The 13,565-nt window shown below is 70.4% G+C and carries 11 protein-coding genes; 7 read left to right on the top strand and 4 right to left on the bottom strand.

Features of this window, described 5'->3' with window-relative positions; genetic code table 11:
• Positions 1–14: 14 nt before the first annotated feature.
• Genes J2728_RS12320 through J2728_RS12295 form a run of 6 tightly spaced genes read left to right on the top strand, consistent with a single transcriptional unit; the run spans position 15 to position 7,046 of the window.
• A complete protein-coding gene (locus tag J2728_RS12320; protein WP_309999510.1) occupies positions 15–473 on the top strand; it encodes a MarR family winged helix-turn-helix transcriptional regulator in 459 nt (152 codons plus the stop codon).
• Positions 474–483: 10 nt separating this feature from the next.
• Positions 484–2,505 carry an FUSC family protein gene (locus tag J2728_RS12315; protein ID WP_309999508.1) on the top strand — a complete coding sequence of 674 codons (2,022 nt, stop codon included), beginning with the start codon at positions 484–486 and terminating at the stop codon, positions 2,503–2,505.
• Entirely contained in the window at positions 2,502–2,711 is a 210-nt protein-coding gene (locus J2728_RS12310; protein ID WP_013080236.1) for a DUF1656 domain-containing protein, read from the top strand. Before J2728_RS12315 ends, J2728_RS12310 begins: the two co-directional genes overlap by 4 nt.
• Positions 2,712–2,713: 2 nt before the next feature.
• Positions 2,714–3,598 (top strand): efflux RND transporter periplasmic adaptor subunit, encoded by an 885-nt coding sequence (locus J2728_RS12305; protein WP_309999502.1) that lies wholly within the window; start codon positions 2,714–2,716, stop codon positions 3,596–3,598.
• Positions 3,595–5,013: an efflux transporter outer membrane subunit gene (locus tag J2728_RS12300; protein ID WP_309999500.1), complete on the top strand. Its 1,419-nt coding sequence runs from the start codon at positions 3,595–3,597 to the stop codon at positions 5,011–5,013. The genes J2728_RS12305 and J2728_RS12300 overlap by 4 nt, the downstream gene beginning before the upstream one ends.
• Positions 5,014–5,066: 53 nt before the next feature.
• The gene (locus tag J2728_RS12295; protein WP_309999499.1) at positions 5,067–7,046 is read left to right on the top strand and encodes a TonB-dependent receptor; all 1,980 of its coding nucleotides are present in this window, start codon (positions 5,067–5,069) and stop codon (positions 7,044–7,046) included.
• A gap of 12 nt (positions 7,047–7,058) precedes the next feature.
• On the opposite strand, the gene J2728_RS12290 is transcribed toward J2728_RS12295, so the two are convergent.
• From J2728_RS12290 to J2728_RS12275, 4 genes are read right to left on the bottom strand one after another with little or no spacing between them, the layout of a single operon-like run.
• Positions 7,059–9,371, bottom strand: coding sequence for a GH92 family glycosyl hydrolase (locus J2728_RS12290; protein ID WP_309999497.1), 2,313 nt, complete (start codon positions 9,369–9,371; stop codon positions 7,059–7,061).
• Positions 9,343–10,506, bottom strand: coding sequence for an N-acetylglucosamine-6-phosphate deacetylase (nagA, locus tag J2728_RS12285; protein WP_309999495.1), 1,164 nt, complete (start codon positions 10,504–10,506; stop codon positions 9,343–9,345). Before nagA ends, J2728_RS12290 begins: the two co-directional genes overlap by 29 nt.
• Complete coding sequence (locus J2728_RS12280) at positions 10,506–11,582, bottom strand: SIS domain-containing protein (RefSeq protein WP_309999492.1); 1,077 nt, start codon at positions 11,580–11,582, stop codon at positions 10,506–10,508. The genes nagA and J2728_RS12280 overlap by 1 nt, the downstream gene beginning before the upstream one ends.
• Before the next feature lie 40 nt (positions 11,583–11,622).
• Positions 11,623–12,420, bottom strand: coding sequence for a GntR family transcriptional regulator (locus tag J2728_RS12275; RefSeq protein ID WP_310000099.1), 798 nt, complete (start codon positions 12,418–12,420; stop codon positions 11,623–11,625).
• A 195-nt stretch (positions 12,421–12,615) separates the two neighbouring features.
• Between J2728_RS12275 and J2728_RS12270 the strand changes: the two genes are divergently transcribed.
• The coding region (locus J2728_RS12270; protein WP_309999490.1) for a glucose PTS transporter subunit IIA at positions 12,616–13,565 on the top strand (950 nt) is incomplete at its 3' end.

The raw sequence follows: 13,565 nt of genomic DNA, 5'->3' as shown, positions 1-13,565 counted from the left end.
AAGATCGCCATTCCATGATCTCTGCTCGCATCCAGAACGAACGCACCTTCGCCCAATCGCTGCTGCGCTTGGCGCGGGTCTACCGGCGGGAGGTCAATCGCGCCCTGGCCGCCCACGGCATTTCGGATGCGAAGGCCATGCCCGTGCTGCACATCGCCCGCGCCGGCGGCGGGCTTCGCCAGGGCGCGTTGGCGGAAGAGATCGGGGTCGAGGGGCCGTCGCTGGTCCGGATCCTGGACCAGCTCTGTCATGCCAACCTCGTCGAGCGGCGCGACGATCCGACCGACAAGCGCGCCAAGACCCTTCACTTGACCGCCGAGGGACAAGCCCTGGCCGCCGTTGTCGAGGACGCGGTGCAGGTCGTGCGCGCCCAGATGCTGACGGGTGTCGGGGACGACGATCTGGCGGCCGCCCTGCGCACCTTCGCCGCCTTCGAGGCCGCGCTGGAGCTCGCGGCAGGGCAGGGGATCTGAGAACCTCAAGATGCTGCCCAAGTTCGATCGGCATACGCTGCTGTTCTCGGCGAACAGTTTCGCGGCGGCGATGCTGGCCCTCTATATCGGGTTCGCCCTGGGCTTGCCGCGCCCATACTGGGCGATGACCACAGCCTATATCGTCAGTCAGCCCCTGGCCGGAGCCGTGCGCTCCAAGGCGGTCTATCGTGTGCTCGGCACCATCCTGGGCGCCGCCGCCACCGTGGCCTTGGTCCCCAACCTGGTGAACGCCCCCTGGCTGCTGTCGCTAGCCTTGGCCCTGTGGGTTGGCGGCTGCCTGACCATCTCGCTGTTGGATCGCACGCCGCGCAGCTATGTGATGATGCTGGCCGGCTACACCGCCGCGATCATTGGCTTTCCCAGCGTCTCCCAGCCCGGCGCGATCTTCGACGTCGCCGTCTCGCGCGTGATCGAGATCGGCCTTGGCATCCTGTGCGCGACGATGGTCCACAGCCTCGTGTTTCCCCGTCCCGTCGGGCGCGTGCTGAAGATCCGCCTCGCCAACTGGCTGGGCGAGGCCGATCGCTGGGCGCTGGATGTCCTGCGCGAGGAGGCCGATCCGGCGACGATCGCGCGCGACCGCCGCCACCTCGCCGCCGCCGCCAGCGAGATCCGCATGCTGGCCGTCCACCTCCCGTTCGACACCTCGCGCCTGCGTGAGACCACCGGCGTCGTGCGCGCGCTGCAGGAGCGGATGCTGCTGCTGATCCCCCTGCTGTCCGGCCTCGGCGATCGCATGGAGGCCCTCCGAGATGTTCGCGAACCGCGGGTGCGCGAGGCTCTGAATGCGGTGATCGCCTGGATCGAGGCCGGCGCGCCACGCGAGGCGGGGCTCGACCTCATCGCCGAGCTCCGGACCCTCGCCGCCCTCCGGTCAGACGCCAATTGGTCGAGCTTGTTGGTGGAAAGCCTGCTGGTGCGGCTATCGGAGGCCGTGCGGGCGCTGGCCGAGGGGCACGCCCTGATGGCCCGCATCGACGATCCCGACGCGCCGCTGTCGTCGGCGCTGGACGCCGCCACGCGGGAGAACGCCCGCCACGGGATGCACGCCGACCTGCCGCTGGCCCTTCTGTCGGGCGGGGCCGCCGCGATCGCGGTGATGCTGTCCTGCGCGGCCTGGATTCAATTCGGCTGGGGTGACGGGATCGCCGCGCCGGTCATGGCCGCCGTGTTCTGCTGCTTCTTCGCCGCGCTGGACGATCCCGTGCCGGCCATCAAGGACTTTGGCCTGTTCTCGCTGCTCTCGCTGCCGCTGGCGGCGCTCTACATGTTCGCCATCCTGCCGGCGATCGACGGCTTTCCGATGCTCGTCGCCGCCATGGGGCCGCCGCTGCTGTTCCTGGGCCTCTACATTCCCGATCCGCGCCGCATGGGGGCGGCCCTGGCCGTGCTGATGGGCTTTTGCAACGCCCTGGCCCTGCAGGAGACGTTCAGCGCCGACTTCGCCGGCTTCCTCAATGGCAACCTTGGCCAGTTCGTGGGCTTGCTGCTGGCCATCACCGTGACGGCCGCCCTGCGATCGATGGGGACGGACGCCAGCGCCCGGCGCCTGCTGACACGCACCTGGCGCAATCTGGCGCGCCTGGCCCGCGCGCGCCAAGCGCCGGAACCCGCCGCCTTCGCCGCCGTGCTGGTGGATCGCCTGGGTATTCTGACGCCCAAGCTGGCCGAGGTCGGTCACGCGCATGACCTGGTCGGCGTCGACGCGCTGCGCGACCTGCGGGTGGGCATGAACCTGGTCGCCGTGCAGGCCGCGCGCCCGGACCTGCCGCGCGATGGGAAGGAGCACGTCGACGCCGCCCTGGACGGCGTCGGCGACCACTTCGCCGCCTTGGCCGCCGGCGCGCGCGCCGCGCCCGGCGCCGAGCTTCTAGCCCGCATCGACGCCGCCCTGCGCGACCTGGCCGAAGCGCCGGCCGCCTCGGCCGTGCAGGGCGTCGCGGGTCTGGTGGGCCTGCGCCGCAATCTGTTCCCGAAGGCTCCGGCCTTCGTTCCGGAGGTCGCCCGATGACCGGCGAAATCGCTATCGACGGCGTCTTCCTATCGTCCGTCCTGGTCTCGGCGGTGATCGCCCTGATCGCGGCGTTCGTCTTGCGACGCCTGCTGGCCCGGTTTGGCGCCTATCGCCTCGTCTGGCATCCGGCGCTGTTCGACGCCGCCCTGTTCGTCATCCTCTGGGCCGCCGTCGTGACGGTCCCGTCTCCCCTGAAGTTCTGACCATGCCCCCCTTGAAGACCCTTCTACCCTATGCCGGCCGCATGGCCGTCACCGGCGCCGTCCTCGTCGCCGCCGTCGTCGGCGGCAAGGCGCTTTGGACCCACTACCAGGTCGATCCGTGGACCCGGGACGGTCGCGTCCGCGCCGACGTCGTGAAGGTGGCGCCGGACGTGTCCGGTCTCGTCACCCGGGTCGCCGCCGCCAACGATGAAGCCGTCAAGGCCGGCCAGCCCCTGTTCTATGTGGATCGCGAGCGCTACGCCCTGGCGCTGCGCCAAGCCGACGCCGCCGTCGAGGCCCAACGCGCCAGCCTGATCCAGGCGCGCCGCGAGCTCGCGCGCAACCGCGCGCTCGGCGACCTCGTCGCGGCCGAAGTGACGGAACAGAGCCTGTCCAAAGTCGAGCAAGTCCAGGCCGCCCTGGCCCAGGCGGTGGCGAGCCGCGACGTGGCCGCCTTGAACCTGAAGCGAACCGAGGTCCTGGCGCCGACCGACGGCTTCCTGTCGGACTTGACGCTGCGCACCGGCGACTACGTCACCGCGGGCAAGCCGGTCCTGGCGCTGATCGATTCCCACTCGTTCCGGGTCGAGGGGTATTTCGAGGAGACCAAGCTCTCGGGCCTGCGGATCGGCCAACCGGTGAGCGTCAAGATCATGGGCGAGGACAAGACCCTCAAGGGCCACATCCAGTCGATCGCGGCCGGGATCGAGGACCGTGACCGCGCCGCCAGCGACAACCTGCTGCCCAACGTCAATCCGACCTTCAGTTGGGTGCGCCTGGCTCAGAGGGTGCCCGTGCGGGTCGCCCTGGAGCAGACGCCGCGCGACTTGCGCCTGATCGCCGGCCGGACCGCGACGGTGTCGGTGCTGACGGGGGGCCGTCGATGAACCCGCTGAGAGCGCTGGCTCTGGCCGGCTCGCTGGTGGGCCTGGCGGCCTGCGCGACCGTCGGCCCGAACTACAAGCTGCCCGACGAGGCCAAGCTGAACGCGCCCACGGCCCAAGGGGCGTTCCTTGGCGCCCAGTCCGCCGCCGTCCGCCAGGATCCCGTCCCGGCCGGCTGGTGGAAACTGTACGACGACGCCGTGCTCAACGCTCTGGTCGAGGAAGCGCTGAAGGCCAACACCGACCTCCGGGTCGCCGCCGCCAACCTGGCCCGGGCCCGCGCGGTGGCTGGCGAAGCCGACGACGCCGGCGGCTTCAAGGTCGGGGCTTCGGCCTCCGCCATGCACGCGCGGGAGTCGGGCGAACAGTTCCTGCTCTCCGAACCTCTGCCCGTCGAGAACCTGGCGGACGCGGGCGTGAAGGTCTCCTACCAGGTGGACCTGGTCGGCCGGCTGAAGCGCGCGTCCGAAGCGGCGCACGCCGACGCCGACGCGTCCCAGGCGGCGCTTGACCTCGCCCGGGTGAGCGTCGCCGCCGACGTCGCCCGCGCCTATGTCGAGGCCTGCGCCAATGGGCACGAGCTGGCGGTGGCGCAACGCACGGTCGATCTGCGGAGCCGCGGCCTGGAGGTGACGCGCAGGCTGGTCGGCGCGGGCAGGGGGACGGCCGTTGACCTGACCAGCGCCCAGGCCTTGCTGGACCAGTCGCGCGCGGCCCTGCCGACCTTTCAGAGCCGCCGCCGCGCCGCGCTCTATCGTCTGGCGACGCTGACCGGCAAGCCGCCCGCCGAGTTTCCGAAAGCGGTCGAAGCCTGCGTGACGCCGCCCGCGCTCAAGCGGCCCATCCCGGTCGGCGACGGCGCGGCCCTTCTGAAGCGCCGTCCGGACGTGCGCCAAGCCGAGCGAACCCTGGCCGGCGCGACCGCCCGCATCGGCGTGGCGACCGCCGCGCTCTATCCCAGCATCACCCTGGGCGCGGGCGCGGGTTCGACGGGCCTTTTGGCCGACATCGGCCAGCCCGCCGCCAACCGCTGGGGACTGACGTCGCTGATCACCTGGACCCTGCCGGGCGAAAGCGAGCGGTCACGGATCCGCCAGGCCGAGGCCGGCGCGGACGCCGCCCTGGCCCGGTTCGATGGCGTCGTGCTCACCGCGCTGCGGGAGACCGAGACCAGCCTCGACGCCTATGCTCACGACCTGCGGCGCCAGGCCGCCTTGAAGGCCGCGCGCGATCAGGCCGCTCTGGCCGAGGATCAGGCGCGCAGGCTCTATCAGGCTGGCCGCAGCCCCTACCTCGCCGGCCTCGACGCCCAGCGCGCTCTGGCCGGCGCGGAGGCGGCGCTGGCCGCGTCCGACAGCCAGGTCGCCGCCGATCAGGTGAATCTGTTCCTGGCTTTGGGCGGGGGCTGGGAACGATAGCCGGGGGCGAAGGCTTTGGCTAAACCGTAGCTGTTCCCCGCTTAGAGGTTTCCGTGCCCTTGGACGTCCCGCCGCCCCCGGTCTCCGCCGTCGTCGTCGAGGCGCCCCGGCTCCCGCCGCTGGCTGGGCAGGAGGCCTTCTCGACCGCGACCTATGACGCCGTCCAGCTGGGCGCCTCGGCGCGGCTGGATGACGTGCTCAAGACGACTCCCGGCGTCTCGCTGTTCCGGCGCACGGGCAGCGACGCGGCCAATCCGACGATCCAGGGGCTCTCTCTGCGCGCCGTGGCGCCGTCGGGCGCGGGCCGGGCGTTGGTGACGCTGGATGGCGCGCCGCAGAACGACCCGTTCGGCGGTTGGGTCATCTGGACCGCCTTACCGGGCGAGGGACTTTCCGGCGCGACCATCGTGCGCGGCGCGGGCGCGGGGCCTTATGGCGCGGGCGCCCTGACCGGCGTCGTGGCGTTGCGAGAGCGCGCGGCCGGCGGCGGCCTTTCCAGTCTTTCAGTGCAGGCCGGCGAGCGCGACAGCTGGCGCGCGGCCGGGACCTTCGGAACCGATCACCTGCTGCTGACCGCCAGCGGTTCTCGCACCGACGGCTATCGCCCCGTGCGCGGCGCGGCGGCTGGCGCGGCCGACGTCCCGACCACCCTCGAGGACGGTTCGATCGCCGCCCGCGTCCAAGGCGAGGCGGGCGGCGTGCGCTGGGCGGCGCGGCTCGGCGCCTTCCAGGAAAAGCGCGGCGCGGGCCTGTTCGGCGCCAAGTCGAATGCGACCGGAAGCTCGCTGGCGTTGACGCTGGCGACCGATCGCTGGCGCTTGCAGGCGTGGGCGCGGTCGAGCGATCTCGAGAACACCTCCGCCGCCGTGGCCGCCGGCCGGACGGGGACGACACCCGCCAACGAACAATACTCCACGCCCGCCAGCGGCTACGGCCTTAACGCCGCCTGGCAGGGCCAATCGAATGACTGGTCGTGGGAGCTGGGCGGCGACGTTAGGGCGACCGAGGGACGGACGAACGAACGCTACCGCTATCAGAACGGCGCCTTCACCCGGCAGCGAACGGCGGGTGGCCGCACCCTGGTCGGCGGCGTCTATGCCGAGGCCGCCTACAGCCGGCCGGATTTCTCGCTGACGGGCGGGGCGCGGCTGGACGGCTGGCGCTCGTATCACGGCGTGCGGCGCGAGCGGGACGCGGCGACCGGCGCGCTGACCCTCGACGCGCCCGTCGCCGACGCCTCGGGGACGACGCCGACGGCGCGCGCGGGCGTTCGTCAGCGGCTGGCCGGCGACACCTGGATCCGGGCCGCCGCCTATGCCGGCTTCCGCCCGCCGACCTTGAACGAACTGCATCGCCCGTTCCGCGTCGGCAATGACGTGACCGAGGCCAATTCCGCCTTGAAGCCGGAGACGCTGTACGGCGTCGAGACGGGGCTCACCGGCGAGGGCGCCGTCCGGTGGAACCTGGGGCTGTTCTACAATCAGGTGCAGGACCCGATCACCAACGTCACGGTCGGGATCGGGCCGGGGACCTTTCCCGTGGCCGGCTTCATCCCGGCCGGCGGCGTGCTGCGTCAGCGGCGCAACGCGGGCGAGATCAACGCCTACGGGCTTGAGGGCGACGTGAGCGCCGATCTCTCCCCGGCCTGGACGGTTCGCGCCGCTTTTTCCGCGACGCATGCGCGGGTCGACGGCGGCGTCCTCGCGCCTCAGCTGACCGACAAGCGTCCGGCCCAGGCGCCAGCGCTGACGGTCACGGCGGGCGCCCGCTGGAAACCGATCGAGCGCCTCAACCTGGACGCCGACCTGCGCTATGAGAGCAAGCGGTATGAGGACGACCTGAACCTGCGGACGCTGAAGGCCGGGACGAGTGTCGACCTCCGCGCCGGCTGGGCGCTGTCGCCGACCAGCGAGGTCTATCTGGCCGCCGACAACGTCTTGGACGCGAACCTCGCCGTGGCCCAGACCGCCGATGGCGTGACCAGCTACGCGGCGCCTCGGACGGTCTTCGTGGGGTTCGCGCTCCGTCGCTAGGGCGAAGGCGGCTCAGAGCCCGTTGGGCGGCGGCGTGAAGCGGCTGGCCCAGCCGGTCGGCGCCGGACCCAAGGTCAGTTCCAGCACCCCGCCCTTGGCCAGTTCGTCGTGGCTGATCCAGGCGCGATCCAGCGGCTTGCCGTTCAGCTTGGCCCCGGTGACGTAACGGTTGGTCTCCGACGTCGTCGGCGCGCGCACCTCGAAGGTCTTGCCGCCCTCCAGCGCGATCACGCCGCGCGAGAACACCGGCGAGGCGATGTAGTAGTAGGGCTGGCCGGCGTTGGGATAGAGCCCGATCGCGTTCCAGACGTACCAGCTGGACATGGCCCCGGCGTCGTCATTGCCGGGCAGGCCCGTGCGGCTGAGGCGATAGTGCTTGGCCATCAAGCCGCGCACGATCTCGTTCGTGCGATCCGGGCGCCCCGCATGGATGTACAGATACGGCGCCAGCAGGTCCGGCTCGTTGCCCTGCGAGTAGTGGTCGTCGAACAGGTGATCCAGCCACTTCACGAAGCCTTCCGGCCCGCCGGTCTTGGCCATCAGCCCCGCCACGTCCTGCGGGACGTAGCTAGAGTACTGCAGCGAGTTGCCCTCGTAGAACACCGCGTCCCACCACGGCCCCGAGCGATCGGGATACTCGTAGGTGCAGCTATAGTTCTCGACCCATTCGCCGTTCGGATAGCGCGGGCGCACGCAGCCGAGGCTATCGTCCCAGATGTTCTTCCAGTTGCCCGAGCGGGCGATGTAGCGCTTCGCGTCCTCGGTCTTGCCCAGGGCCTTGGCGACCACGCCGATCGCGTAGTCGTCATAGGCGTATTCCAGCGTGCGCGAGGCCGAGCGAGTCTCGGTGAACGGCACATAGCCTAGCTTCAGATAGTCCTTCAGCACGCGGCCTTGCAGGAAGGGCCGGTCGCTGTCGACCTCGCCGTTCTTGCGGATCGCCTCATAGGCCAGGTTGACGTCGAAACCGCCCAGCTTCTTGGTCACCGCGTCGGCGATCAGGATGTCGCCGTTCGAGCCGCCCTGGGTCATGCCGTTGGCCCCGGCGATGCGGGAGTCGGGCATCCAGCCGGTGTGCTTGTAAGTGTCGACCAGCGACCGGATCATGTCGCGCTGCCGCTGCGGCTGGATCACCGTCAGCAGCGGATGCAGCGTCCGGAACGTGTCCCACAGCGTGTAGAAGTCCTCGTAGTGCGGCTCGTCGGATTTCCACCAGACGTTCTCGCCGCTGAGGTCATGCGGCATGGTGTGGGAACGATAGAGCGCCGAATAGAAGATCCGCTGCTGCTCCTCGGTGCCGCCCTCGACCTTGATCTTGGCCAGCGCGTCCGACCACTGCGCCGCCGTCGCCGCGTGATAGGCGTCGAAGTCCCAGCCGGGCATCTCCTCGGCCAGGTTGGCGCGGGCCTTGTCAGCGCTGACGAACGACACGGCCAGCTTCATCTGCACCTGGCGGTTCGTCGTCGTGTCGAAGGTGAGATAGGCGCCGAGGCGATTGGAGAACTCGCGCTCGGTGTCGTACTCGATCATCAGGCCCTGGCGGTTGGCCGCGCTCTTGACCTGGACGCCGCCTTCCGCGCGGCCGACGCCGGGCTGGGTCTCCATCCAGCCCTGGCCCGCTTTCCAGGCGCCGAAGGCCTCGGCCGGACGATCGGTCACGGCGTGGAAATAGAGGGTGTAGGGCGTCGGGTTCCAGCCGCCCTCGACCGTGACCTCGCCGGCCAGGGTGTGGTCGTCGATCAGCTCGACCTTGGCCAGGCGAACGCGCTGGCCCCGACCGCGCATGGCGATCACCGAACTGACGTCGAAGATCAGGTTGCTCTCGGCGAGCGCCGGATAGGTCAGGCGCTGGAAGCCGACGCGGCGCGAGGCCGTCAGCTCGACCTTGACCCGCTCGGCGTCGCTGTTGCCCAAGCCCACCGCGTAGTAGCCGGGCGAGGCGCGCTCGTCGGTCTTGCCATAGTGCAGGTGGTTGACGCGCAGCGGGCCGACCGTCGGTGTGACCCGGAAGTTGCCGTACTTGCCCGAGCCGCCCGTGCCGCTGACGTGCGTATAGCTAAAGCCCATGATCGGGCTCTTGGAATCGTAGCCGTTGGTGTCGGCGTTGGTGGTGTCGGGGCTCAGCGACACGAAGCCGAACGGCGCGCCGGCGCCGGGGACGGTGTTGCCGCCCGTGACGCCGCCGCCGTCGACGCCGACGAACGGATCGACCTTGGCCAGCAGCTCGGGCGCCGATTGGGCGCTGGCCAGGCCGACGGAACCCAGGCTCAGCGCGACCGCGAGGGCCAGAACCCGCCTAGACGGGAAGAGGCTCTTTCCGGACATGGTTTTCCTTCCCGTCGATCCAGGTTTTCGCGACGTTGAGGTCGTCGTCTAGCAGGCAGAAGTCGGCGGCGAGGCCGGGGGCGATCCGGCCGCGCTGGTGGGCCAGGCCCAGGAACGCGGCGGGAGCGGCCGAGGCCATCATGACGGCGTCGGCCAAGGGGAGGTCGAGCGTTCTCACCGCGTTGCGGACGGCGGCGGCCATGTCGAGGTCCGAGCCGGCCAGGGTGCCGGCGTCGTCGACGCAGACGCCGTCGCGGACGGTGATCTCGCGGCCCTGCAGGATGAAGCGCTTGTCGACCATGCCCACCGTCGGCATGGCGTCGGTGACCAGCATGAACCGGTCCAGAGGCCGCGCGCGCAGGGCGATCTTCAGGGTGACCGGATCGACGTGGCGGCCATCGACGATGATCCCGGCCCAAACGCTCTGGTTCTCCAGCACCGCCCCGACGACGCCGGGCTCGCGGCTGGTCAGCGGCGACATGGCGTTGAAGAGGTGGGTGACGCCGGTCAGGCCATGATCGATGGCCTGACGCATGGTCTCGTAGCGGGCGTTGGTGTGGCCAGCGGCGACGATCACGCCAGCCTTCGAGAGGCGGGCGATGATCTCCGGCGTGGTCCGCTCGGGGGCCAGGGTTAGCAAGAGCTTGCCGCGCTTCAGCGAGGAGAGCAGGGCGATGGCGTCCTCGTCGATGACCCGGAACTTGGCCTCGTCGTGGATGCCCTTTCGCTTAGGGTTCAGGAACGGCCCCTCGATGTGGACGCCCAGCACGCCGGGCACGCCCCGCTCGATGGCGGCCTCGGTGGCCCGCAGGGCGACATCGACCACATCCAGGTCATCGCTGATCAGGGTCGGCAGGAAGCTGGTCGTGCCATAGGCGCGGTGGGCCGCGCCGATCGCGGCGATCGTCTCCACGGTGGGCGCGTCGTTGAACAGAACGCCCCCGCCGCCATTGACCTGGGTGTCGATATAGCCGGGGACCAGCAGGCCGCCGGCCAGGTCCTGGCGCTCGGCGTCCGCGGGGACCCGCGCCATCGGAACCACGGCGGCGACCTTGCCGCCCTCGACGAGGACGGCGTGGCCGTCGACAACGCCGGCCGGCGTCAGCACCCGGCCATTGATAAGCGCGACCAACATCAGAGGGTTTCGGTGACCTTGTTGAGGTGGGGCGGGCTATCGGGGTCGTAGCCGCGCGCGACCGACAGGGCGTTGGCCATGCGGTAGAAGCTCTGGACCATCAGGATCGGCTCGAGCACCGGGTGCGATTTGAGGCTAGGCAACAGGTCGTCCCCGGTTTTACCTGGAGCGGCCAGGAACACGTCGGCGCCGCGCGCCTTCAGGCCCTGGGCCATGTCCTCGACGCTCTGGCGGCTCTCGTCGTTCTGCGCGAAGACCAGGGCCGGGAAGCCGTCCTTCACCAGCGCCATGGGCCCATGCAGCACCTCGGCGGCGCTGAAGGCCTCGGCGTGCAGGCCGCAGGTCTCCTTGAACTTCAGGGCGGCTTCCAGCGCGACGCCAAAGCCCACGCCCCGGCCCAGCACATAGAGGTTGGTCGCCGTCTCGAGGCGCTTGCCGGCCGCGGACCAGTCCAGGGTCCAGGCCTCTTCCAGCGCGGCGGGCAGGTCCGCCAAGGCCGCCGTCAGCGCGGCGTCCTCCGTCCAGGCGGCGATCAGCTGGGTCACCGCCACCAGGGCGGCGATGTAGGACTTGGTGGCCGCCACCGACAGCTCCGGCCCCGCGTGCAGCGGGATCACCGCGTCGGCCAGCTGGGCCAGCGGGGAGTCCTCGACATTGACCAGGGCCACGGCGTAGGCGCCGGCAGCCTTCGCCGCCGTCACCGCCGCCAGCAGGTCGGGGCTCTTGCCTGACTGCGAGACCGCCAGGCACAGGGCGCCTTCCAGGTTCGGCGAGGCGTCGTAGACCGAGCTGACCGACAGGCCGACCGACGAGGTCAGGACGCTCGCCTTGGTCTCGATCAGGTAGCGGGCGAAGGTCGCGGCGTGGTCGCTGCTGCCGCGCGCGCAGGTCACCACCACGCGGGGCGGGTTGGCGCGCAGGCGCTCGGCCAGGGCCGCGACGCGTTCGGCGTTCGCCGCCAGCAGCGCCTTGGCCACCGCCGCGCCTTGGCTGGCCTCGGCGAACATTTTCGTGCTTTCCGGCGACAGCCGCCCCGTCGCGGGGCCTTCAGGACGGGTCAAGACAGTCGCCTCCAAGCTCGTGGTCCTTTGAAACATGCCAGCGCGCGAGCGCCGGTCAGGATGCGTCGTTCAGTTCGGCGACGAAGTCGTAGGCGTCGCCGCGGTAGTAGGAATGAGAGATTTCGATGGCCCGGCCGTCCTTCAGGAAGCCGCGCCGTTCGACCAGGAGGCCGGCGTCCTTGGGCTTCACGCCCAGCAGCGCGGCGTGTTCGCGGTTGATCAGCACGCCGCGAAGGCGCTGCAGCGCGCGGGCCGGACGATGGCCATGCGCGGCCATCGCCTCGTAGAGCGAGTCCTTGACGACCTCGGGCGAGGGCAGGGCGAAGGCGGCGATCGTGGTGTATTCCACCGCCATCGGCGCGCCGTCGGCGAAGCGGATCCGGTGGAAGCGATAGACCGGCGTGTTGGGAGAGACGCCCAGCATCAAGGCCTCTTCCGGCGTCACCGCGCCCTCGGCGCGGGTGATCCATTCGCTGTGCGGCGCGCGGCCGCGCGAGATCATGTCCTCGGTGAAGCAGGTCAGCTTGGAGAAGTTCTTCTCGACACGGGCGGCCACGAAAGTTCCGGCGCCCTGACGGCGGGTCAGGAGGCCTTCGTTGACCAGGCCTTCCAGAGCCTTGCGCACCGTGATGCGCGAGACGTTGAAGTCGTCGGCCATGTCCCGCTCGGGCGGGAGCGCGTCGTCCGGGCTCAGCACCTTCAACTGGATCGCCTCGCGCAGGGCGCGCTGCAGCTGAAGATACAGAGGCGCAGAAACCGCCCCGTGGGCGAAGCCTATGCGCTGGGAAAGAGACACTTGCTCCGCCTCCTGCGGTTGCGTGACCCCGACGGTCAAATCGTCGGATACCAATATGAGTCCGATTATCCGGCGGCGGATGTCAACGCTTCATACCTCGGTCGCGCCGATTTGTCCCGTTATATTGGCTATTTCTGGGGCTTAGCAATAGTGGCCATGCCAGAGAGCAAAAGTGGCCTTGCCAAATGGTATTAAAATGGAATGTAGTGCCTTCCCGTCGCTGGAGCGCGGCGGAAGGGGGGGGCGATTCAGATGTCGGCATTGGTGCTGTCTTCACCTTTGAAGGGCTGGATCGCGTCGTTGTCGGAGGTTCCGGACGCGGTGTTCGCGGGACGGATGCTGGGTGACGGGGTTGCGATCGATCCGTTGGGCGGGGAGCTTGTTGCGCCGTGCGACGGGGTTGTGGTGTCGGCGCATCGGGCGGGTCACGCGGTGACGCTGCGGGCGGACTGCGGGGCCGAGATCCTGATGCATGTGGGCCTGGAGACGGTGGCGCTGGGCGGCGAGGGCTTCACGGCCCACGTGCGCGAGGGCCAGGCGGTCAAGGCCGGGCAGTCGCTGATCAGCTTTGACCTGGATTTGCTGGCCCGGCGGGCCAAGAGCCTGATCACCCCGGTGGTCGTCACCAATCCCGAAGCCTTCGAGATCGTCCGCCGCGACCAGGACATGGCCGTGGAGGCCGGCGGGTTCCTGATGGAGCTGCGGCCGCTGGGCGGCGCCGGCGTCTCGGACGCCGCCGACCCCATCAACGAGATCACCCGCGCGGTGACCGTGCCGCTGATGCACGGGATCCACGCGCGACCGGCGGCGCGGATCGCCGAGCTGGCCAAGACCTTTTCCGCCGAGACCGCGCTGGTGGTGGGCGAACGCCGCGCCAGCGCCAGGAGCCCGGTGGGGCTGATGGCCCTGGCCGCGCGCCATGGCGACGAGATCCAGGTCATGGCCTCGGGCGCGAACGCCCAGGCCGCCGTCGACGCCATCGCCGCCCTGATCGAGAGCGGCATGGGCGAGGGGGCGCCGGTTCCGGCCCAGAAGACCTCGGCGAAGACGACTTCGGCTCCCGCGCCGATCGCCGCCGAAGCGCCTCTGGCGCCGGCGGCGCTGCCGGCCGACGGGGTGCTGAAGGGCGTGCTGGCCGCGCCGGGCCTGGCGATCGGCAAGGCCGTGCGCCTGGCCTCGTCCGACATCGCCGTGCGCGAGCA

It is taken from the genome of Caulobacter segnis (assembly GCF_031454995.1).
GTDB classification, from domain to species: domain Bacteria; phylum Pseudomonadota; class Alphaproteobacteria; order Caulobacterales; family Caulobacteraceae; genus Caulobacter; species Caulobacter segnis_E.
Note: the sequence above shows the minus strand (reverse complement) of the source record. Positions and strands in the feature narration are given on the sequence as shown.